Origin of the sequence: Streptomyces sp. S063 (genome assembly GCF_002832675.1) — a bacterium.
Lineage (GTDB): Bacteria > Actinomycetota > Actinomycetes > Streptomycetales > Streptomycetaceae > Streptomyces > Streptomyces sindenensis.
The window spans coordinates 5,582,117-5,603,347 of the sequence record NZ_CP021707.1; the positions used below are offsets into that span (position 1 = coordinate 5,582,117).

The 21,231-nt window shown below is 72.6% G+C and carries 16 protein-coding genes and 1 pseudogene; 13 read left to right on the forward strand and 4 right to left on the reverse strand.

Going from position 1 to position 21,231, the window contains the following annotated elements:
• Positions 1–21 precede the first annotated feature (21 nt).
• From ilvC to CCZ36_RS25840, 5 genes are all read left to right on the forward strand, one after another.
• Positions 22–1,023: a ketol-acid reductoisomerase gene (ilvC, locus tag CCZ36_RS25820; RefSeq protein ID WP_006127786.1), complete on the forward strand. Its 1,002-nt coding sequence runs from the start codon at positions 22–24 to the stop codon at positions 1,021–1,023.
• 262 nt (positions 1,024–1,285) lie between these two features.
• Complete coding sequence (gene serA, locus CCZ36_RS25825) at positions 1,286–2,878, forward strand: phosphoglycerate dehydrogenase (RefSeq protein WP_069738405.1); 1,593 nt, start codon at positions 1,286–1,288, stop codon at positions 2,876–2,878.
• Between the two features lie 193 nt (positions 2,879–3,071).
• A complete protein-coding gene (locus tag CCZ36_RS25830) occupies positions 3,072–5,558 on the forward strand; it encodes a Tox-REase-5 domain-containing protein (protein ID WP_128818666.1) in 2,487 nt (828 codons plus the stop codon).
• Between the two features lie 116 nt (positions 5,559–5,674).
• A complete protein-coding gene (locus CCZ36_RS25835) occupies positions 5,675–6,373 on the forward strand; it encodes a hypothetical protein (RefSeq protein WP_069738407.1) in 699 nt (232 codons plus the stop codon).
• A complete protein-coding gene (locus tag CCZ36_RS25840) occupies positions 6,370–6,897 on the forward strand; it encodes a hypothetical protein (RefSeq protein ID WP_069741804.1) in 528 nt (175 codons plus the stop codon). The genes CCZ36_RS25835 and CCZ36_RS25840 overlap by 4 nt, the downstream gene beginning before the upstream one ends.
• On the opposite strand, the gene CCZ36_RS25845 is transcribed toward CCZ36_RS25840, so the two are convergent.
• Positions 6,851–8,557, reverse strand: a complete 1,707-nt coding sequence (locus CCZ36_RS25845) for an ATP-binding SpoIIE family protein phosphatase (protein WP_069738409.1) — start codon at positions 8,555–8,557, stop codon at positions 6,851–6,853. The genes CCZ36_RS25840 and CCZ36_RS25845 overlap by 47 nt on opposite strands.
• A gap of 280 nt (positions 8,558–8,837) precedes the next feature.
• Between CCZ36_RS25845 and CCZ36_RS25850 the strand changes: the two genes are divergently transcribed.
• Positions 8,838–9,620: an isoprenyl transferase gene (locus tag CCZ36_RS25850; protein WP_069738410.1), complete on the forward strand. Its 783-nt coding sequence runs from the start codon at positions 8,838–8,840 to the stop codon at positions 9,618–9,620.
• A 29-nt stretch (positions 9,621–9,649) separates the two neighbouring features.
• Here CCZ36_RS25850 and CCZ36_RS25855 read toward each other — a convergent pair whose 3' ends face one another.
• Positions 9,650–11,272: an amidohydrolase gene (locus tag CCZ36_RS25855; RefSeq protein WP_128818667.1), complete on the reverse strand. Its 1,623-nt coding sequence runs from the start codon at positions 11,270–11,272 to the stop codon at positions 9,650–9,652.
• Between the two features lie 129 nt (positions 11,273–11,401).
• Positions 11,402–12,037 (reverse strand): TetR/AcrR family transcriptional regulator, encoded by a 636-nt coding sequence (locus tag CCZ36_RS25860; protein WP_128818668.1) that lies wholly within the window; start codon positions 12,035–12,037, stop codon positions 11,402–11,404.
• Positions 12,038–12,104: 67 nt separating this feature from the next.
• Here CCZ36_RS25860 and CCZ36_RS25865 point away from each other — a divergent pair, with 67 nt between their 5' ends.
• Positions 12,105–13,613, forward strand: a complete 1,509-nt coding sequence (locus CCZ36_RS25865) for a purine-cytosine permease family protein (RefSeq protein WP_128818669.1) — start codon at positions 12,105–12,107, stop codon at positions 13,611–13,613.
• On the opposite strand, the gene CCZ36_RS25870 is transcribed toward CCZ36_RS25865, so the two are convergent.
• Complete coding sequence (locus CCZ36_RS25870; RefSeq protein WP_128818670.1) at positions 13,610–14,758, reverse strand: PucR family transcriptional regulator; 1,149 nt, start codon at positions 14,756–14,758, stop codon at positions 13,610–13,612. The genes CCZ36_RS25865 and CCZ36_RS25870 overlap by 4 nt on opposite strands.
• 191 nt (positions 14,759–14,949) lie before the next feature.
• Between CCZ36_RS25870 and CCZ36_RS25875 the strand changes: the two genes are divergently transcribed.
• The 6 genes and pseudogenes from CCZ36_RS25875 to CCZ36_RS25895 all read left to right on the forward strand — a co-directional run bounded on the left by CCZ36_RS25875 (position 14,950) and on the right by CCZ36_RS25895 (position 21,226).
• A complete protein-coding gene (locus tag CCZ36_RS25875) occupies positions 14,950–15,876 on the forward strand; it encodes a proline dehydrogenase family protein (protein ID WP_069739178.1) in 927 nt (308 codons plus the stop codon).
• Between the two features lie 53 nt (positions 15,877–15,929).
• Positions 15,930–17,561: an L-glutamate gamma-semialdehyde dehydrogenase gene (gene pruA / locus CCZ36_RS25880; RefSeq protein WP_128818671.1), complete on the forward strand. Its 1,632-nt coding sequence runs from the start codon at positions 15,930–15,932 to the stop codon at positions 17,559–17,561.
• Between the two features lie 248 nt (positions 17,562–17,809).
• Positions 17,810–18,877 (forward strand): S1 family peptidase, encoded by a 1,068-nt coding sequence (locus CCZ36_RS25885; RefSeq protein WP_128818672.1) that lies wholly within the window; start codon positions 17,810–17,812, stop codon positions 18,875–18,877.
• A gap of 140 nt (positions 18,878–19,017) precedes the next feature.
• Entirely contained in the window at positions 19,018–19,566 is a 549-nt protein-coding gene (locus tag CCZ36_RS25890) for a GNAT family N-acetyltransferase (RefSeq protein WP_128818673.1), read from the forward strand.
• Positions 19,567–19,933: 367 nt separating this feature from the next.
• The gene (locus CCZ36_RS36455; RefSeq protein WP_010056400.1) at positions 19,934–20,062 is read left to right on the forward strand and encodes a hypothetical protein; all 129 of its coding nucleotides are present in this window, start codon (positions 19,934–19,936) and stop codon (positions 20,060–20,062) included.
• A gap of 124 nt (positions 20,063–20,186) precedes the next feature.
• Positions 20,187–21,226, forward strand: a pseudogene (locus CCZ36_RS25895) (3-isopropylmalate dehydrogenase).
• Positions 21,227–21,231: the final 5 nt, after the last annotated feature.

A 21,231-nucleotide genomic window follows, 5' to 3' on the forward strand; every position in this document is an offset into this window, starting at 1 on the left:
GCACACCAAGGAGAAGACCCAGTGGCCGAGCTGTTCTACGACGACGATGCCGACCTGTCCATCATCCAGGGCCGCAAGGTCGCGGTTCTCGGTTACGGCAGCCAGGGCCACGCCCACGCGCTGTCGCTCCGCGACTCCGGCGTCGACGTCCGCGTCGGTCTGCACGAGGGCTCGAAGTCCAAGGCCAAGGCCGAGGAGCAGGGCCTGCGCGTGGTGACCCCCTCCGAGGCGGCCGCCGAGGCCGACGTCATCATGATCCTCGTCCCGGACCCGATCCAGGCCCAGGTCTACGAGGAGTCCGTCAAGGACAACCTCAAGGCGGGCGACGCGCTGTTCTTCGGCCACGGCCTGAACATCCGCTTCGGCTTCATCAAGCCCCCGGCCGACGTCGACGTCTGCATGGTCGCCCCCAAGGGCCCCGGCCACCTGGTCCGCCGCCAGTACGAGGAGGGGCGCGGCGTCCCCTGCATCGTGGCCGTCGAGCAGGACTCCACGGGCAAGGGCCTGGAACTCGCCCTGTCGTACGCCAAGGGCATCGGCGGCACCCGCGCCGGCGTCATCAAGACCACCTTCACCGAGGAGACGGAGACCGACCTGTTCGGTGAGCAGGCCGTCCTCTGCGGTGGCACCGCCGCCCTGGTCAAGGCCGGTTTCGAGACGCTGACCGAGGCCGGCTACCAGCCCGAGATCGCGTACTTCGAGTGCCTGCACGAGCTGAAGCTCATCGTCGACCTCATGTACGAGGGCGGCCTGGAGAAGATGCGCTGGTCCATCTCGGAGACCGCCGAGTGGGGCGACTACGTGACCGGCCCCCGGATCATCACCGACGCCACCAAGGCCGAGATGAAGAAGGTCCTCGCCGAGATCCAGGACGGCACCTTCGCCAAGAACTGGATGGCCGAGTACCACAACGGTCTGCCCAAGTACAACGAGTACAAGAAGGCCGACAGCGACCACCTGCTGGAGACCACGGGCCGCGAGCTGCGCAAGCTCATGAGCTGGGTGAACGACGAAGAGGCCTAGGCCTCGGGGGAGCGGGGCGGGTCCGTCGGGGGCCCGCCCCGCTCCGCAGTACCCCGGGGCGTTCCGTACGGCTGTACACCATGTCCACCCTCGTGCGGGTGATCCTTCCACGAGGTCGCGGTACACGGCCCCGCGCATGACTACACTTCTCAACACATACACGCGTCAGGGCCCACAGTGTCGTGCGTCTACCACGCGGCTAGCCCCTCCACCGCCTGCGGCCGTCGGGACGGCCGTCCGCACTGGACTTGTGAGGACTCACGTGAGCTCGAAACCTGTCGTACTCATCGCTGAAGAGCTGTCGCCCGCCACGGTCGACGCCCTGGGTCCGGATTTCGAGATCCGGCACTGCAACGGCGCGGACCGCGCCGAGCTGCTCCCCGCGATCGCCGACGTCGACGCGATCCTGGTGCGCTCCGCCACCAAGGTCGACGCCGAGGCCCTCGCCGCCGCCAAGAAGCTCCGGGTCGTGGCCCGCGCGGGCGTCGGCCTGGACAACGTGGACGTCTCCGCCGCCACCAAGGCCGGCGTGATGGTCGTCAACGCCCCGACCTCCAACATCGTCACCGCCGCCGAGCTGGCCTGCGGTCTGCTGGTGGCCACCGCGCGCAACATCCCGCAGGCCAACACCGCGCTCAAGAACGGCGAGTGGAAGCGCTCCAAGTACACCGGGGTCGAGCTCAGCGAGAAGGTCCTCGGCGTCGTCGGCCTCGGCCGCATCGGCGTCCTGGTGGCCCAGCGCATGTCGGCGTTCGGCATGAAGATCGTCGCCTACGACCCCTACGTCCAGCCGGCCCGCGCCGCGCAGATGGGCGTCAAGCTCCTCAGCCTGGACGAGCTGCTGGAGGTCGCCGACTTCATCACCGTGCACCTGCCGAAGACCCCCGAGACCCTCGGTCTCATCGGCGACGAGGCGCTGCACAAGGTGAAGCCGTCGGTCCGCATCGTCAACGCCGCGCGCGGCGGGATCGTCGACGAGGAGGCCCTGTACTCCGCCCTCAAGGAGGGCCGCGTCGCCGGCGCCGGCCTCGATGTGTACGCGAAGGAGCCCTGCACGGACTCCCCGCTGTTCCAGTTCGACCAGGTCGTCTGCACCCCGCACCTCGGCGCCTCCACCGACGAGGCGCAGGAGAAGGCGGGTATCGCGGTCGCCAAGTCGGTGCGCCTCGCGCTCGCCGGTGAGCTGGTCCCGGACGCGGTGAACGTCCAGGGCGGCGTCATCGCCGAGGACGTACGCCCCGGTCTCCCGCTCGCCGAGAAGCTCGGCCGGATCTTCACCGCGCTCGCGGGCGAGGTCGCGGCCCGGCTCGACGTCGAGGTGTACGGCGAGATCACCCAGCACGACGTCAAGGTGCTGGAGCTCTCCGCGCTCAAGGGCGTCTTCGAGGACGTCGTCGACGAGACCGTCTCCTACGTCAACGCCCCGCTGTTCGCGCAGGAGCGCGGTGTCGAGGTCCGCCTCACCACCAGCTCCGAGTCGCCCGACCACCGCAATGTGGTCACCGTGCGCGGCACGCTCGGCAGCGGCGAGGAGGTCGCGGTCTCCGGCACGCTGGCCGGCCCGAAGCACCTCCAGAAGATCGTGGCCATCGGCGAGCACGACGTGGACCTGGCGCTCGCCGACCACATGGCCGTCCTGCGCTACCAGGACCGTCCCGGTGTGGTCGGCACGGTCGGCAAGATCCTCGGCGAGGCCGGGCTGAACATCGCGGGCATGCAGGTCTCGCGGGCCGCCGAGGGCGGCGAGGCGCTCGTCGTCCTCACCGTCGACGAGACGGTCCCGCAGCCGGTGCTGACCGAGATCGCCGAGGAGATCGGCGCGTCCTCGGCCCGCTCGGTGAACCTCACCGACTGACCCACCCTGTACGACCCGGCTGCCGGGCGCCCCTCCACCAGGGGTGCCCGGCAGCCGCGTTTCCGGGGCCGAGCGGTCCGATCCGCCCCTATGGGCCCGGGGTTGGGCCCTGGGGCCCACGACGTGCGAGGCGCCCCGACCCTAGGGTGACCGGTTGTCATGTCACTCATGGGCACCGGGGGTCGGATCACGTATGTCTGCTATCGGTGGCATACCCGTAGCGGGAGGCCCGGCTCCGGCCGCTGCTCCCCGGCGTGACCTCCCGGGCCCGCTCGCCCTGGTCCGGGTGCTGCTCCTGGTCCTGCTCGGCGCGACGGTCCTCGGCGCGGTTGGTCTCTCCGGCTCCGCGATCGCCGCCGACGCCATGGGCGCCCAGGTATTCGGCATCCTGCTGTACGCGTCCGCCCCCGGGGTGCTCTGCGCCCTGCTGGCCCGGCATCTGCGTACGGGCGGCCGGCGCGTGCTGTGGGGGATCGTCGCCGTCCAGATCTGGCTGGTCATCGGCGGCCTCGGCAATCTGTCGGACGGCTCGCCGGACGGATTCACGCAGCTGGTGCTGCCCGTCCTGATCCTGGTGCTGCTGCGCCGTCCGCAGAGCCGCGCGTGGTTCCTGCTGCCGCCCCGGGAGCGCGGGGAGCCGCCGAAGTTCTCACTCCCGCACATGATCACCTGGCGCCGGGACCGCGGGCAGTCCGCGCTGGAGTACCTGGGCCTGGTCCTGATCGTCGTCGCGCTGATCGGCGCCCTGACGGTGGGTGGCCTCGGCGGCCGGATCACGGAGGGGCTCCAGTCGGCGATCTGCTCGCTGACGGGCAGCTCCTGCCCGGTGTCGCCCGGGGGCAGTGACACCGTCGCGGGAGACGACCCGGGCGGCGGCGCGGACGGCGGTGCGTCGGGGGGCGCGGACGGCGGAGCCGACGGGGGCGCTGACGGGGGTGGGGCCGACGGTGGTTCGACCACCACGGGTGGTACGACCACGGGCGGCACGACCGGCGGCGACGCGACGGGCGGCACAGGCGGGACGGAGGGCTCCGGTGGCGCGGGCGGCCCCGGCGGCCCCGGCGGTTCCGAAGGCGCCCAGGGCACCGGGGGGACGGAGGGCACGGGCGGAACGCAAGGCGCAGGCTCCTCCGGTGGCACCGGAGGCCCCGACGACGGGCGGCCCGGTACCGGCGAGGACACCTACTCCGAGGACAACGAGGAGCCCGAGGCCGCCTACGACGTACAGGCGTCCGACGACGGGGACGGCGAGGGCGAGGGCAAAGAGCAGGCCGAGGAGCAGGAGGACTGCAGCGGCTGGGGCTTCTTCGGCTGCGCCTGGGACCGTACGACCCAGGTCTTCAAGGGGCTGGTGGTCGACGGGATCTGGGGCGACATCACCGGCATCATCGACCTGTTCAAGCCGGAGACCTGGTCGGGCCTGGTCGACTACGGCAAGCAGCTCGGCGACCAGTGGGTCACCGACTCCGAGGGCGCGGGCGACAAGTGGGCCGACGGCGACTACCTGGGCGCGATCCTGGACTGGGGCGGGGCCTCCGTCAACACGGTGATCACGGTCGGGGACGACATCTTCGTCGGGGACGAGGTCCGCGAGCGCTGGAACAACGGCGAGAAGACCCGGGCCGTCACCGATGTCATCTGGAACGTCGGCTCGCTGTTCATCCCCGGCTACAACGTGGCGAAGGTGGTCGGCAAGGCCGGCAAGCTCGGCAAGGCGGGCAAGGTGGCCTCCGAGGTCGCGGACGCGGCGGGCGATGCGAGCGCCGCCGCCCGTCGGGCCCGGCAGGCAGCGGACGCGGGCGACCTCGACGGCGTACGCAAGGCGGCGAAGGAGGCCGACGAGGCGGCGGACAGCGCCGAGGACGCGGCGCGCCGCACCGGTTGCGTCATCGCCGGCGGTCCGCCCAGGGTGCCGTACGGAGGCGGAGGCGGCGGTGTGCCGGGCGCGGGCACCGGCGTGCTCGCGGGCGGCTCCCCGGGCCGGATCGTCCTCGCCGAGGGCGGCTGCGACGAGGCGGCCAAGAAGGCGGCCGACGAGGCGCGGGCGGCGGAACGCCAGGCGCACCTGGACCAGAAGCGGCTGGAGGAGCCGGACCGGGCGCGCCGGGCGGAGGCGGACAAGAAGAAGTACCCGGAGCCGCAGCGCAACGACACCTCCGACCCGCGCAACTACAACCCGCCGTCCTGGGCCGACGATCTCAAGGACCGCACGTTCGGCGACGCCGACGGGGGCGACGGCTACTGGGCCAGCCGGGACCGCAACCCCGCGCCGAACTGGAAGAACGAGTCCTGGCTCCGCTACCAGGAGCAGGTGACCGGCACCAACCGCGGCCAGGAGTACGTCGTCCCGCACCCGCGCGAGGGCAAACCGGCGGTGGAGTACGACGGTTGGGACTCCTCCCGCCAGACGTTCCTGGAGGCCAAGAACGGGTACGGCAGCTATCTGTCCCAGTCGGACAGGGGCTCCCTGACCCCGTCCGGGAAGGACAAGTTCGTCACCGAGGCCCGCGCCCAGGTCGAGGCGGCCGGCGGCCGGAGCGTGGAGTGGCACTTCTCCGACCCCGACGTGGCCAAGGCCGCCCGCAAGGCGTTCCGTGACGAGGGGCTGCCGATCAAGGTGGTGCACACCAAGCCCCACCCGGGCGACAGCACCAGAAAGCCGGGAGCTTTCGACGAGTAGTTCCTACCCGGCCCGGGGGCTTCGGGCCGAGTAGCCTGCAACGCGTGGTGATCCCCGGCCGCCGGCCGGCCGGGGTAGCCGCGTGCAGCGGGCAGGGCGACGGAGGAGAGACGAGCATGCGACGTGTAGTGCGGGGCTTCTGGGGTCCCCGGCCGGAGCCGGTCGAGGCGGTGGCCGACAGATGGCTGCGGACCCTCGACGGGATCGCCGAGCTGGTCCCGCAGGCGGCCGACGTCTGGAGTCAGGTCCACGGGAACGGACCCGCCACCGCCTTCACCGCCGACCGGGACGCCCTGCTCGGCGCGCTCCGTGCCGCCCAGAGCGCGACCGACTGGTCGGACCTCACCGGGACCGGGCTGCGGCTCGTCGGGACCGGCGCGGCCGGCTGGCAGGCCGAGGTCAGCGGACTGGCCGGGGGCGCGCCGGAGTTCCTGCTCCAGTCGCTCGCGATCATCCTGCACGCCCCGGACGAGGCAGTGGTGCCCGAGGAGGCTCTGCTCACCCTCCTCGCCCGGGTGTGGGAGCCGGACTTCGGCGATGTGAGCGACGACGACGTGCTGGACGCGCTGGAGGACGACGCCGACTACTCCGTCGGCGACCCCGTCGTCGGACGCACCGGCTACCTCTCCCCGGCCCGCGCCGCCCTCGTCCCCGACGACCTGGAGACCGTCCGCGAACCGCTCCCCGGCGGTGGGGAGTTGCTGAGCATCGCGGCCCCGGGCGACAGCGCGACCGTGGTGCGGGTGTACGAACGGCTCCGTGAGGCGGGGGCCCTGGCGCCGCTGCCCCGCCCGATGGACCGGGCGGTGCTGTGACCTCGCGGGCGGGGGAGCCCTTCGACCTCGGCCGGGCGTTGACCGAGGTCGAGGAACTCCTCACCGTCCCCCTGCCGCCCACCGGCCCCACGACCGCGCTGGGCGACCCGGCGACCGGCGAGTGGACCGCCACCCAGGGGCCCGGCTTCCGTATCGTCCCGCTCTGGGAGGGCGATCCGATGACCGGTGTGTACGCCCCCGAGTGGAGCGACGCGGAGGAGGCGGCGGAGGCCCGGCTGAGGTCCCTCGCGGCGGAGCTGGGTCACCGCTGGGGCCCGCACACCGAGGTCCCCCTGCATGTGCCGTTGCTCCGGTGGCAGGGCGGCTCGGCGGTGGACCAGCTGTTCGACGCCCTGTTCCGGCAGGACCTGTACGGGGACCTGATGGTGTGGGGCCCGGTGGGCGCCGCCGGCCGTCGGCTCGCCCTGACGCTCGGGCGGAGCGACGGTGACCAGCCACCCGTGCTGGCGGCTCTGGTCAGCGACCGGGCTGTGGCGGCGAGCGATGAGAGTGCGCCGTCGTAGCGGGCAGATCCTGCTCCGCCCAGACGACCTTTCCCTCCGGTGTCCGGCAGGAGCCCCACCGGCGGCAGAGCATGTTGATCAGTTGGAGACCGCGGCCGCCCTCGGCGCTGAGGGGGGCGTGCTGGATCTGGGGCAGATCCGGCCCGATGTCCGAGACCTCGACGCACAGCCGGTCGTGGCGCAGCAGGCGCAGCCCGCTCGGCCCACCGCCGTAGCGGAGGGCGTTGCCGACGAGTTCGCTCACGACCAGCTCGGTGACGTCCATCAGCTCGGAGAGCGACCAGCGTTCCAGCTGGGCGCGGACCAGACGGCGTGCCGCCCCGGCGGCCGACCCGTCGTCCGGGAGCGACCAGACGACCACTTCGGCGTCGGGCTGCGCCAGGGTCTCCGCCACGAGCATGACGGCGTCGTCGAAACGCCCGCCACCGCAGCTTTCGGTCCCGGTCCACATCGCCTCGCAGCTGTCCGCCAGAGTGGCCGGCGGGCCGTCGACCGACGCGCGCAGGCGTTCCAGCCGGACATCGACGTCCTCGTGCCGGTTCTTGATCAGCCCGTCGGTGTACATCACGATGCGGCTGCCCTCCGGCACCTTGGCCGTCACCTCGTCGTAGGGGATGACCCCCGAGCCGAGGGGGGCGCCCGGGGGCACGTCCAGGAAGGCGGCACGGCCGGCGGCGTCGATCATCAAGGGCGGCAGGTGACCCGCGCTGGCCAGCCGGTACGTCCGCTCGGCGTGGTCGTAGACGGCGCACAGGCAGGTGGCGACCTGGTCCTCCTCCAGGTCGCGGGCGGCCAGGTCGAGCCGGGCCAGTACGCGTTCCGGTGAGATGTCCAGACCCAGGAGCGTACGGGCGACGGAGCGCAGCCGGCCCATGGTCGCCGCGGCCGCCAGTCCATGGCCCATCACGTCCCCCACGACGAGGGCGCTGCGTCCGCTCGGCAGGGCCACCACGTCGAACCAGTCGCCGCCCACGCCGCCGGGGTCGACGGCGGGCCGGTAGCTCGACACGACCTGGAGGCCCGGCGTGGAGGGGGCGGCGCGGGGGAGCAGGGCGCGTTGCAGCTTGACGACGGCCGCGCGCTCACGCCCGTACAGGCGGGCGTTGTCCACGAACACCGCGGCCTTCGCCGCCAGCTCGCACGCCAGGGCCACGTCGGCGTGCGAGAACGGCGGCCGGTCCCCGGACCGGAGGAAGTCGACGAGTCCCAGGAGGACACCCCGGGAGACGAGGGGCAGGGCCAGGTAGCTGTGCACTCCCGCGCGGCGCAGGACGAGGGCGGCGTGCGAGGTGGGGGCGATGTACTCGTACTGTTCCGGTGCGATGCGCCGCACCAGTGCCGGTCGGCGCGTGGTCAGGCACTGGTGGGCCACTTTGGAGGGGTGGGAGGTGGTGAGCTCCCCCACCGGGTCCGGTTCCAGGTTCCTGAGCTCGTCGATGTGTGCCACGGCCATGGCCCGGGTCAGGGGCGCATCGGACGATCCGCTCCGTTCCCCCTCGCCTCCGCACAGGATGGATTCCAGCAGGTCGACCGCGGTCGCGTCGGCCAGCTCCGGTACGGCGTAGTCCGCCAGCTCCTGGGCGGTCCGGTCCAGGTCGAGCGTGGTACCGATGTGGTCGCCCGCCGCGTTGAGCCATTCCAGGCGGCGGGTGCCGCTCATGGCCCTGGCCGCGCCCACGGCCCGCCGGAGGATCCGTGGAACGGGCAGCCGGTCGAGTGCGGCAGCGAGCGGTGTGCCGGGCCGGCCGGGACGGTGGTCCACGTGGTACCCCTTTTCGCGCAGGGGGCATTCTGATCAGCACTTCGATTGTGCCCGCACTGAGCCGGTCCGGCCTCCGGAAGCCCCGGTCCGGGACGGACCCGGGCCACGCTCCGCAGCCGCTGATAAGGTCCGTCGACATCCGCTGTCCCGTGCCGGTGTCCCGTGCTGGAGAGGGTTCATGAAGCTGCTCCCCCTGTTCCTCCGAAGGCCCATCGAAGCGGTGTACGAACGTCGGCTCGCCGCCACCCTGGTGGGCCTGCCGCGCCCCCAGCACGTCGGGATCATGGTCGACGGCAATCGGCGCTGGGCCCGCAAGGCCGGGCACACGGATGTCCGGGAGGGCTACCGTGCGGGCGGTGCCAAGGTGACCACGTTCCTGGGCTGGTGCACGGCCGCCGGGATCGAGCACGTGACCCTCTTCATGCTCTCCGACGACAACCTGGGCCGCCCGGCCGAGGAGCTGGGGCCGCTGATCGAGGTCATCGAGGAGACCGTCCGGGACATCACGGCCGAGGGCCGGGACTGGGAGGTCCGGGCGATCGGCTCGCTCGACATGCTGCCCGGCACCAGCGCCCGGGTGCTCAAGGAGGCCACCGCCGCCACGGCCGGGCGCGGCGGCCTCAAGGTGGACGTGGCGGTCGGCTACGGCGGCCGGCGCGAGATCGTCGACGCCGTGAAGAGCGCCTTCGAGGAGCACATCGCGGCCGGCGGCGACCCCGCCGAGCTGGTCGCCCGGTTCGGGATCGACGACATCTCCCGCCACCTCTACTCACCCGTGGCCGACCACACCGACTTCATCATCCGCACCTCCGGGGAGCAGCGCCTGTCCGGCTTCCTGCTCTGGCAGTCCGCGTACGCCGAGATGCACTGGGTGGACTGTTACTGGCCGGCGTTCCGGCACGTGGACTTCCTGCGCGCGCTGCGCTCGTACGCCAGCCGGGAACGCCGCTTCGGCAAGTAGCGCCCGGCGCTCCGGCGCGTGAGGTGCGCTCAGAGCGCCGCGTCGCGGTGGGTGGGGCGGCCGTCGACGACCGTGAGCAGCACCGGCAGGCCCGGCAGCTCGACGGCCGGCGTGGTCAGCGGGCTGTCCGCGAAGACCGTGAAGTCGGCGCGGCAGCCCACGGCGAGCCGCCCGGCCTCGTGCTCGTCGCCCGCCGCCCAGGCGGCGTTGACCGTCATGCCCTGGAGCGCTTCGAGAGCGGTGAGCGCCTGGCCGGGGCCGTGCGGCGGCTGGGTGAGGTCGCGGCCGGGGCGGCGGTGGCGGGCGCCCGCCATGACGCCCAGCGGCGGGAAGGGAGCGATCGGCCAGTCGGAGCCGAGGACCACCCGTGCGCCCGCGTCCCACAGGTCGCGGCAGCGCCAGGCCCGGGAGGCGCGCTCCTCGCCGAGCCGCCGCGACCAGTTGTCGGTGTGGTCGGCCCGGGTGAAGTCGCAGCAGTGCGTGGGCTGCATGGAGGCCACCACGCCCAGCTCCGCGAACCGGGCCACGGTGTCGTCGGGCACCGTCTCGATGTGCTCGATCCGGTGGCGTACGGCAGGGCCTTCGGCGGTCCGGGCCGTCGCCACCGAGTCCAGGGCGTGGCGTACGGCGGCGTCCCCGATCGCGTGGGTGGCGGTGGGCACCCCGGCGCGGTGCAGCTCCCCGATGACCCGGGTGTAGACCTCGGGGTCGGGCCAGAAGGCGTGGGTCGACTCGCCGTGGCAGTCGGGGCGCTCCAGCCAGGCGGTGCCGTTGTCGATCGTGCCGTCCATGAACAGCTTGACGCCCGCCGTCCGCCACAGGGTCCCGCCCGTACCCTGCTGCCCGATCAGCTCCCGTACCGCGTCCGCGTCCGCACCGGGCTGGCACCAGGGCGCGACCCGCAGCCGCAGCGGCAGGTCGCCCGCCGCGTCCAGCTCGGCGTACAGGGCGAGGCTGTCCCCGTTCGCGTCCATGGCGTGGCCGCCGGTGAGCCCGGCGGCGGCCATCGAGCGCAGGGCGGCGACCAGCCGGTCGCGGCTCTCCTCACGGGTGGGCCGGGGCGCGGCCCGCTCGACGAGTTCGCAGGCGGCGTCCTCCAGCAGCAGCCCGGTCGGCCGCCCCGCCGCGTCGCAGACCACTTCGGCGGCCTGGTCGAACGTCCGGGGGCCGTCCACCCCCGCCAGCTCCAGCGCGCGCGGGCTGGCCAGCATCGAGTGGGCGTCGAAGAGCTGGAGCAGGGCCGGTACGCCGTCGAGCACGGGGGAGAGGGCGGCGGACTCCACCGGCGCGTCGCCGAAGGCGTTCGGGTCCAGACCCCAGGCGTGCAGCCACGCGCCCGGGGCCAGCCGCCGCACCTCGCCCGCGAGGGCTTCGCGCACCCCCGCCAGGTCCGTACAGCCGGAGAGGTCGAGTCCATGCGTCAGTTCGGCCCCCGAGACCGGGTGGAGATGCCCGTCGACCAGGCCCGGGGTGACCACCGCGCCCTTGAGGTCGATCACCGTGGTCGAGGCATCGGCCAGTCCCCGGATCTCCCGGTCGCCACCCAGCGCGGCAATCCGCCCGCCGGACACGGCGAGCGCGGTCTCCGGCAGGAACCGGCCCGTGGCCGGGTCGAGCAGTCGGGCGGAGAGGAGGACGAGAGAGGTACGCACGGTGGCTCCAGGGCGTTCGGTCGGCAGGTGGGAAAACAGGCCGGTCGGTGACAAGGCGGTCGGCGAAAGGCGTCGGGCGCGGGCGCCAGGCGTGGGCGGCCGGGTGAGGACGCGGCCAGGTGCGGGCTCTCAGCTGCCGGAGGTGCTCAAGGTGCCCTCCGTCAGGCCCAGTTCGCGCTCCGCCGTGGTGTGCGCCATCCGGGCCACCGCGGCAGGCCGCCCGCTCGTGTCGGTGTTGGCGTGGGCGCCGAGCCCGTCCAGCACGACCAGGATCTGGACGGTCGTCACCGACGGGTCCGGGGTGCGGAACTCGCCACGCTTTACGCCCTCCCGGATCAGGCCCTCCAGGCGTCCGCGCCAGGCGGCCTCCTGTTCGGCCACCCGGTCCCGCAGGGCGGGCCGGTAGCGGCTGAGGTGACGGGCGTTGATCCAGAGCCGGCTGATCGCGTCGTACGCCTCGCCCGACGTGCGGCCGAGGAAGCCCGCCAGCCGCCGCACCGGGGAGATGTCCGGCGGACCCTCGGGCAGCAGCGCGTCCAGCTCACCGCTCGCCGCACTGCCGAAGGCCTCGGCCACCAGCTCCTCGGCGGACGGGAAGTAGTGGCTGATCAGCCCGGGCCGGACGCCGAGGTCGTCGCCGATCCGGCGCAGGGTCACGCACTCCAGCCCCTCGGCGAGGGCGACGGCGGCGGCCGCGTCGACGATCTCCGCACGCCGGGCGGCAGGGCTTTTCCGAACACGGGGGCGCTGAACGCTTGACGACATGCCGTGAACGTTATTGAGTGTGCGACCAATAAGCAAGCAGGTGGGTACGACAGCACTCGGAGGGCCCATGGCGTCCACGATTCCCGACCCGGTACCGGGCCGGCACGACACCGCGTACGCCCCGGAGGAAGCCGCTCCCGCGGCGGGAACCCCGCGCCCGGCGGCAGGCCTTCCCGCCCCGGAGCGCACGGTGCCCCGCATCGAGGCCCACGGCATCGACCACATCCCCGACGCCGACCGGCGCGGACGGCCGCGTGAACTGTTCGCCGTCTGGGCGGCCGCCACCGTCAACTACCTGAGCCTGCTGGCCGGCGGGGTGCTCGTCCTGCTCGGTCTGACCCTGGCGCAGGCGCTCGCGGTGATCGTGGTCGGCAATCTGTTCTGGCTGCTCACGGGCGTCCTCGCGATCTCCGGACCGGCCTCGGGCACCCCGAGCGAGGTGATCACCCGGGCGATCTACGGCGTGCGCGGCAACCGGGTCAACAACGCGGTCGTCGGCTGGGCGATCTCCGTCTGCTACTTCGCCCTCAACCTGGCCGCCGCCGCGAGCGCCGCCACCGCGCTCGTCGAGCGTGCGGGCATCGCCCCCGGCGACGGGGTGACGGCCGCCGTCGTGGTGGTGATCGCCGCACTCACGCTGGTCATCAGCGTCTGGGGGCACGCCGCGATCATGAAGCTCTACCTGCCGATCACGCTCGTCCTGGCCCTCGCCTTCACGGTCGTCGCCCTCAGCGTGTCCGGCCACGCCGATCTCTCCTACCGGCCCGCCGAACCCCTGGGCGGGGCCGCCCTGTGGGCCACGCTCGCCGCCGGTCTCGCGCTCATCGCCTCGGGCCCGCTGTCGTACACCACCAGCGCCGACTTCTCCCGCTATCTGCCCCGTACGACATCGAAACGGGCGGTCGTCGGCTGGACCGCGCTCGGCGGCTTCGCGCCCAGCGTCGTCGTCTGCTCGCTGGGCGCGCTGGCGGCCACGGCGGTGGACATGAGCGACCCGCAGTCCGGGCTCGAATCGATCCTGCCCCGCTGGTTCACCGCCGCCTTCCTGCTGGCCCTGGTCCTCGGCACGATCGCCATCAACGCCCTGACCGCCTACAGCGCGGGCCTCGCCCTCCAGGCCGTGGGGCTGCGGATCCGGCGCTCCTACAGCGTGCTCGTGGACGGGGCCGCGGCGGTCACCCTGACCCTGTACGCCCTGCTGGTCTCCGACCTGCTCGACACCATGAGCGACGTCCTCCAGCTCACCGTCGTCCTGCTCGGCCCCAGCACCGCCCTCTACGCCACCGACATCCTGCTGCGCCGCAACCGTTACGACGGCCCCGCGCTGACGGACGAGAGCCGCGGCAGCCGGTTCTGGTACACGGGCGGCGTCCACATCCCCGGTGCCCTTGCCCTCACGGCGGGCGTCACCGCCGCGGCGCTCTGCGTGGACACCGTCTACACCGGACCCGTCGCGGCGGCACTGGGCGGCGTGGACCTGTCCCTTCCGGCGGGCATGCTCGTCGCGTCCGGGTGCTACGCGCTCCTGACGCGTCCGCGACGGGACGCCCCGCGCCCCGGCCGGGACGCCGCCTAGAGCCGCGCCCGCTTCACCGCCATGTGCAGCAGCAGTCGGTCCTCCCCGTCGTTCAGGTCGAGGCCGGTGATCTGCTGGATCCGGGAGAGCCGGTAGTACAGCGTCTGGCGGTGGATGCCCAGGGCGGCGGCCGTCCGGCTCGCCTGGCCCGCGCAGTCCAGGAAGACCTCCGCCGTGTGTGCCAGCTCCCGGTGCAGCGGGGTCAGCAGCGAGGCGACGGCCGGGTCCCCGGGGTCCGTGCCGGTGCCGGGGAGCGCGGTCAGCAGGCGGTACGGGCCGATCGCCGACCACTGGGCGACCGGGCCCAGACGGGGCTCGGCCCGGGCCGTGCGGGCCGCCGCCGTCGCCTCGCGCCAGGAGACCGTCAGCGTGTCCAGGCCCCGGCGCGGCGTGGCGATCCCCCCGGTGACGGCCGGGTCCGCGCCGGTGCGCAACCGGTCCGCGGCGCTCAGGGCCGGGTCCAGGCGGTCCGGCGAGCGCAGCCGGACGAGCGCGGCCAGCGACAGCGGCCCGGCGGCCCCCGGCGCGGGGACCGTCGCCAGCGCGGCCGCCGACGCCACGCCCCGTACCGACGGCGTGTCGTCGGCCCACGGCGTCACGCACACCACCGTGTGCAGCCCCTCCGCGTCCCGGCCCAGGGCCTCGCCCAGCGCGGCGACGGCCGTGTCGTGCTGCCGGCCGGGGCCCGCCGTGAGCACCGCGCCGAACTCCCGCGAGAGGTCCGCGCCCGCCCGCGCCTCGCCGAAGAGCAGCGCCCCGATCCGGGCGGCCACCTCCATCGCGGCGGCGAGCTGCTCCCCGGTCGGGCCCGGGTCCGTGTCGAGCAGCCAGACGTAACCGAGGACGACACCCCGATGGCGTACCGGAAGACAGATCCGGTCCCGGAACACCCCGGCCTCGGGCGCGGCGGGGATCCGGACGGGGCCGGTGGCCCGGGTGATGCCGAACCCCTCGAACCAGGCGCGGACGGCGGGCGTGGAGCGTCGGGTCAGGATCGAGCGGGTGCGGACCGGGTCCATGGCCGTGTCGTCGTCGCTGTCATGGGCTCCGAAGGCGACCAGGCCGAAGTCCCGGTTCTCCAGGGTGGCCGGGGCGTCGAGGAGGGACGAGATCTCGTCGACCAGTTCCTGGTAATCGCCTGTCACTCCGCCATTCTGCACCTCCGCGCGACCTTCCTCATACAGATGTCTGAGATGGCGACCACGGATGCGTGACAGGTGTCGATGGCACAGCCCGCACCGGGTACCTAGATTTCACAGTGGTTATCCGTGCCGTACCGGTTCGTTCGTGTTCGTGCCGTTACGGCCTTTCGTCCGTACATTCGTGGAGGTGCCCCGTGCTGGGTCCCGTGATTCTCGCCGCATCGCGCAGCGACAAGATGCGCCGGTTCATCTCGGCCGCGCCCGGCACCAAGCAGGTCGTCGACCGCTTCATCGCCGGCGAGACCGTGGACCAGGTCGTCCCGATCGTCGAGGACGCCGCGGACAAGGGCCTGGAGGTCACGCTCGACGTCGTCGGCGAGGACATCACGACCCCCGCGCAGGCCGAGGCCGCCCGCGACGCCTACCTGGAGCTCATCGAGCGCCTGAAGGCCCTGGACCTGGGCCCGCGCGCCGAGATGTCCGTGAAGCTGTCGATGTTCGGGCAAGCGCTGGAGGGCGGCCACGAGCTGGCCCTCGCGAACGTCCGCCCGGTCGTCGAGGCCGCCGCCGCCATCGGCACCACGGTCACCCTGGACGCCGAGGACCACACCACCCTCGACTCGATGTTCGCCATCCACGAGGAGCTGCGGAAGGACTTCCCGCAGACCGGCTGCGTCATCCAGTCGTACCTGTTCCGCACCGAGGACGACGCCCGCCGCCTGGCCGCCGAGGGCAGCCGCGTACGCATCGTGAAGGGCGCCTACAAGGAGCCCGCCTCCGTCGCGTACCAGGACAAGGCCGAGATCGACAAGGCGTACGTCCGCATCACCCGGATCCTGATGGAGGGCGAGGGCTACCCGATGATCGGGTCGCACGATCCCCGTCTCATCGCCATCGCCCAGGAGCTCGGCCGCCAGGCCGGGCGCAAACTGGACGAGTACGAGTTCCAGATGCTGTACGGCATCCGCAGCGACGAGCACGTCCGGCTCGCGGCCGAGGGCCACCGGATGCGCGTCTACACGGCGTACGGCACCGACTGGTACGGATACTTCATGCGCCGCCTCGCGGAGAAGCCGGCCAACCTGCTGTTCTTCGGCCGCTCGATCCTCACCAAGGGCTGAGCAGCCCCCGGGCTGACCCACACCCCCGCCGACATCAAGGAGACAAGGCACTCATGGACGCCGTCACCCAGGTCCCCGCGCCGGTCAACGAGCCGGTCCACTCCTATGCGCCCGGCTCCCCGGAGCGCGCCCGCCTGGAGATGAAGCTCAAGGAGCTCAGCGACAACCCGATCGACCTGCCGATGACCATCGGCGGCGAGAAGCGGATGGGCGGCGGCGAGCGGGTCAACGTCGTGCAGCCGCACAACCACAAGGCCGTCATCGGCACCTTCGCCGGCGCCACCGAGCAGGACGCACAGGACGCCATCGACGCGGCCCTCGCCGCCGCTCCGGCCTGGCGTGCGATGTCCTTCGACGACCGCGCCGCGATCATCCTGCGCGCCGCCGAGCTGCTCTCGGGCCCCTGGCGCGAGACGCTGGCCGCCTCCACCATGCTCGGCCAGTCCAAGACCGCCCAGCAGGCCGAGATCGACACCCCCTGCGAGCTCATCGACTTCTGGCGCTTCAACGTGCACTACGCGCGCCAGATCCTCGCCGAGCAGCCCCCGGCCAACTCCCCGGGCGTGTGGAACCGCATGGACCACCGCCCGCTGGAGGGCTTCGTCTACGCGATCACGCCGTTCAACTTCACGGCCATCGCCGGCAACCTGCCCACCGCCCCCGCCCTCATGGGCAACGTCGTGGTGTGGAAGCCGTCCCCGACGCAGACCCACGCCGCCGTGCTGCTGATGCAGCTCCTGGAGGAGGCCGGGCTGCCCAAGGGCGTCATCAACCTGGTCACCGGTGACGGCATCGCCGTCTCCGAGGTGGCGCTGAACCACCGCGACCTGGCCGGTATCCACTTCACCGGCTCGACCCCCACCTTCCAGCACCTGTGGAAGACGGTCGGCAACAACATCGCCAACTACCGCACCTACCCGCGGCTCGTCGGCGAGACCGGCGGCAAGGACTTCGTCGTCGCGCACCCCAGCGCCGACCGCGCCGTCCTGAAGACCGCGCTGACCCGCGGCTCCTTCGAGTTCCAGGGCCAGAAGTGCTCCGCGTCCTCGCGGGCGTACGTCCCCGCCTCGATCTGGAACTCCGGTTTCAAGGAGGAGTTCGCGGCCGAGGTCGACTCCATCAAGATGGGTGACGTCACCGACCTGACGAACTTCATCGGGGCCGTCATCGACGACCGCTCGTTCGCCAAGAACAAGGCCGCGATCGACCGCGCCAAGTCCGACCCGACCTGCACGGTCATCGCGGGCGGCACCTACGACGACTCGGTGGGCTACTTCGTCCGCCCGACCGTCATCGTGTGCACCGACCCCGAGAACGAGGTCTTCACGACCGAGTACTTCGGCCCGATCCTCGCGATCCACGTCTACGAGGACGAGAACTACGACGCCATGCTGGAGCAGATGGAGTCGGTCTCCGACTACGCGCTGACCGGCTCGGTCATCGCGGGCGACCGCGCGGCCGCCGCGTACACGATGGACAAGCTCCGCTACGCCGCGGGCAACTTCTACATCAACGACAAGTCGACCGGCGCCGTCGTCGGCCAGCAGCCCTTCGGCGGCGGCCGTGCCTCCGGCACCAACGACAAGGCGGGCGCCCCGCAGAACCTCCAGCGCTGGACCCTGACCCGGGCCATCAAGGAGACGCTGGTCCCGCCGACCGACTACATCTACCCCCACCAGGGCTGACGCCCTCCCGGGGCGCCGCAGCACGGCGCCCCGGACCCGGGGTCTTCCCCAGGACCCCCTCAGAGCACCGCCCCCCGACCGGCCCCCCTGCCGGCCGGGGGGCGGTTTCCATGTGCGGGGGCCACTCGGCGTCCGCTCGTGCGGGACCCCAACGGCCCCCGGGTCACGCGGTCTTGTGGTTTAAGTAATGGGCATGTCAAATTCCTTCTCGGTACGTCCCCACACGTCACCTCAGAAGGAGTCCCCCCATGAGACGCAACTCCCGCGCGCGCCTCGGCGTTTCCCTGCTGCTCGTCGCCGGCGCCCTCGGCCTCGGAGCCGCCCCCTCCACCGCCGCCGGCACCCCAGCCGCCGCCCCCTCGGCGATCCCCGCCCCCTCCGCGTACGCCCTCGACGCCAAGGTGGAACGTTCCCTCGGCGCCGCCACCGCCGGAACCTACCTCGACGCGAAGACCGGGAAGCTGGTCGTCACCGTCACCACCGACCGGGCCGAGGAGCAGGCCCGCGCGGCCGGCGCCACCGTCCGCCGGGTGGCCCGCAGCGCCGCCCAGCTCGATGCCGCCATGGAGACCCTGGAGGCCGAGGCCAAGATCACCGGCACCTCCTGGGGTATCGACCCGCGCAGTAACCGGGTCGCCGTCGAGGCCGACTCCTCGGTCTCCGCCCGGGACATGGCCCGTCTCGAAGCCGTCGCCGAACGGCTCGGCGGTGCGGTCGACATCAAGCGCGTCCCCGGGGAGTTCCGCCGTGAGGTGCTGGGCGGCGGCGCGATCTACGGCGGCGGCAGCCGCTGCTCGGCCGCCTTCAACGTCACCAAGGGCGGGGCCCGCTACTTCGTGACCGCCGGGCACTGCACCAACATCTCCGCCAACTGGTCGGCCGGCTCCGGCGGCCCGGTCATCGGCGTCCGGGAGGGCACCAGCTTCCCGACCAACGACTACGGCATCGTCCGCTACACCGACGGCTCCTCGCCCGCCGGAACCGTCGACCTCTACAACGGCTCGACCCGTGACATCACCTCCGCCGCCAACGCCGTGGTCGGCCAGGCGATCCAGAAGAGCGGCTCCACGACCAAGCTGACCTCCGGCACGGTCACCGCCGTCAACGTCACCGTCAACTACGGCGACGGGCCCGTCTACAACATGGTCCGCACCACCGCCTGCTCGGCCGGCGGCGACAGCGGCGGCGCGCACTTCGCCGGATCCGTGGCCCTCGGCATCCACTCCGGCAGCTCCGGCTGCTCGGGCACCGCGGGCTCGGCCATCCACCAGCCGGTCACCGAGGCGCTCTCGGCGTACGGCGTGACGGTGTACTGAGCCACGCCCCCTACGGCGTGACGGCCGGTCGAGCCGCCGCCCGTCACCGCTTTCCCGGCCCGCCCGGACCGCCGATCGCCGCGGTCCGGGCGGGCTTATCCGCGTGCGGTCCGTGCCGCCCGGGCGCGAGGATGGGGCCCATGACCGAGCCCACCGTGCGCACCGCCCCCACTTTCGAACTGACCGCCGCCGAGCGCGCGGAGATCCGCGAGCTGCTCGACGCCGCCTTCGACGGCGACTTCGCCGACGAGGACTGGGACCACGCCCTCGGCGGCGTCCACGCCCTGATCCGGGACGCGGACGGCCTGCTGCTCGCCCACGGCTCCGTCGTCCAGCGCCGGGTCCTGCACGCGGACCGTTCCTACCGGGTCGGTTACGTCGAGGGCGTCGCCGTCCGCGCCGGCCACCGGCGGGGTGGCCTCGGCCACCGGGTCATGGCCGCCCTGGAGCACGTCATCGACGCGGCCCACGACTTCGGGGCCCTCTCCGCCTCCGCCGCCGGAGCGGCCCTGTACGCCGCGCGCGGCTGGCAGATCTGGCCGGGCCGGCTCACCGCCCTCGGCCCGGACGGCCCCCTCCCGCTCCCGGAGGAGGAGGGCAGCACCTATGTCCGCCCGGCGGCCGGACATTCCCTGCCCGGGCCCGCCCTCCCGTTGGCCTTCGACTGGCGGAACGGCGACCTCCTCTGAGCCGACGGGCCTCTCCGGGCTGCTAGGGGTCGCTCCGGCTGCCCCGGGCCGCCGGGCGGCTCGCGGACGGACTGCCTCCACGGCTGTGACCTGCACCGATCCAAGAGGCCGTCTCAGATAGTAGGAAGTCCGACTAACTGTGGAGACAGGACGGCCCGACTGTCCTAACTTGGTAGAAGCCGAACGCATCGCTCGATCGAGCGACCGGCGGATGGTGGCGCACGCCCGGAGCAGGTAACCCCTGCCGCGTACGCTCCCCGCCCCTTCCGGCACCTCGAAATCCGATCCCGTTTCCCACCACCGCGCGGCGCTGTGCCGCCCGCGCCGGTGCCACGCGATCTCAGGAATCTCAAGGAGTCGATCCATCATGGCCGAGACCACTGTCCGCCGCGTCCGTCACACCTCCCGCCAGGCCGAGGCCGAGCGCCGCAACGCGGCCGCCGCCCTCCAGCGCGCCCTGGACCGCCGCGACAACGGCGGCGAGACCGGCCACTGAGCCGCCGTCCGCAGCCGTATCCGCCCTTTTGCCGCTCCACCCACCCCACCCCGAGCATCCTTGCGTGCGTCCACATCGTGGACGTCGGATGTCATGGGGTGGGACGCACCGTTAGGCTCCCGGCATGTCTCGCAGCATCGATCTCGCAGTGATCCCCGGTGACGGAATCGGCCAGGAAGTCGTGGCCCAGGGCCTCAAGGTCCTCAACGCTGTCCTCCCGCAGGATGTGAAGCTGGAGACCAAGGAGTACGACCTCGGCGCCCAGCGCTGGCACCGCACCGGCGACACCCTCCCGGACGCGGAGCTGGAGGCCCTCAGGAACCACGACGCCATCCTGCTCGGCGCGATCGGCGACCCGTCCGTGCCGTCGGGTGTCCTGGAGCGCGGGCTGCTGCTGAAGCTGCGTTTCGCCTTCGACCACTTCATCAACCTGCGCCCCTCCAAGCTCTTCCCGAACACCGCGACCCCGCTCGCCGGTCGCCCCGACATCGATTTCGTCGTCGTCCGCGAGGGCACCGAGGGCCCGTACACGGGCAACGGCGGCTCGCTGCGCACCGGCACCCCGCCGAGGTCGCCACCGAGGTCAGCGTCAACACGGCGTACGGCGTCGAGCGCGTGGTCCGGGACGCCTTCGAGCGGGCGGCCGCCCGGCCCCGCAAGAAGCTGACGCTGGTCCACAAGAACAACGTCCTCGTCTACGCCGGCCACCTGTGGAAGAACACCTTCGACCGGGTCGCCGCCGAGTATCCGCAGGTCAGCACCGACTATCTGCACGTCGACGCGGCGACGATCTTCTTCGTCACCCAGCCGGAGCGCTTCGACGTCATCGTCACCGACAATCTGTTCGGCGACATCCTCACCGACCTGGCCGCCGCCGTGACCGGCGGAATCGGCCTGGCCGCCTCCGGCAACATCAACCCGACGGGCGCGTTCCCGTCGATGTTCGAGCCGGTCCACGGCTCCGCCCCCGACATCGCGGGGCAGGGCAAGGCCGACCCGACCGCCACGATCCTCTCCGTCGCCCTCCTGCTGCGTCACCTCGGCTACGACACCGAGGCCGCGCGCATCGAGGACGCCGTCTCCGCCGATCTCGCGGAGCGCGACGGGGTCACGCGTACGACCGACGAGATCGGCGACGCCCTCGCGGTACGCGTAGCGAGCTGACCCGA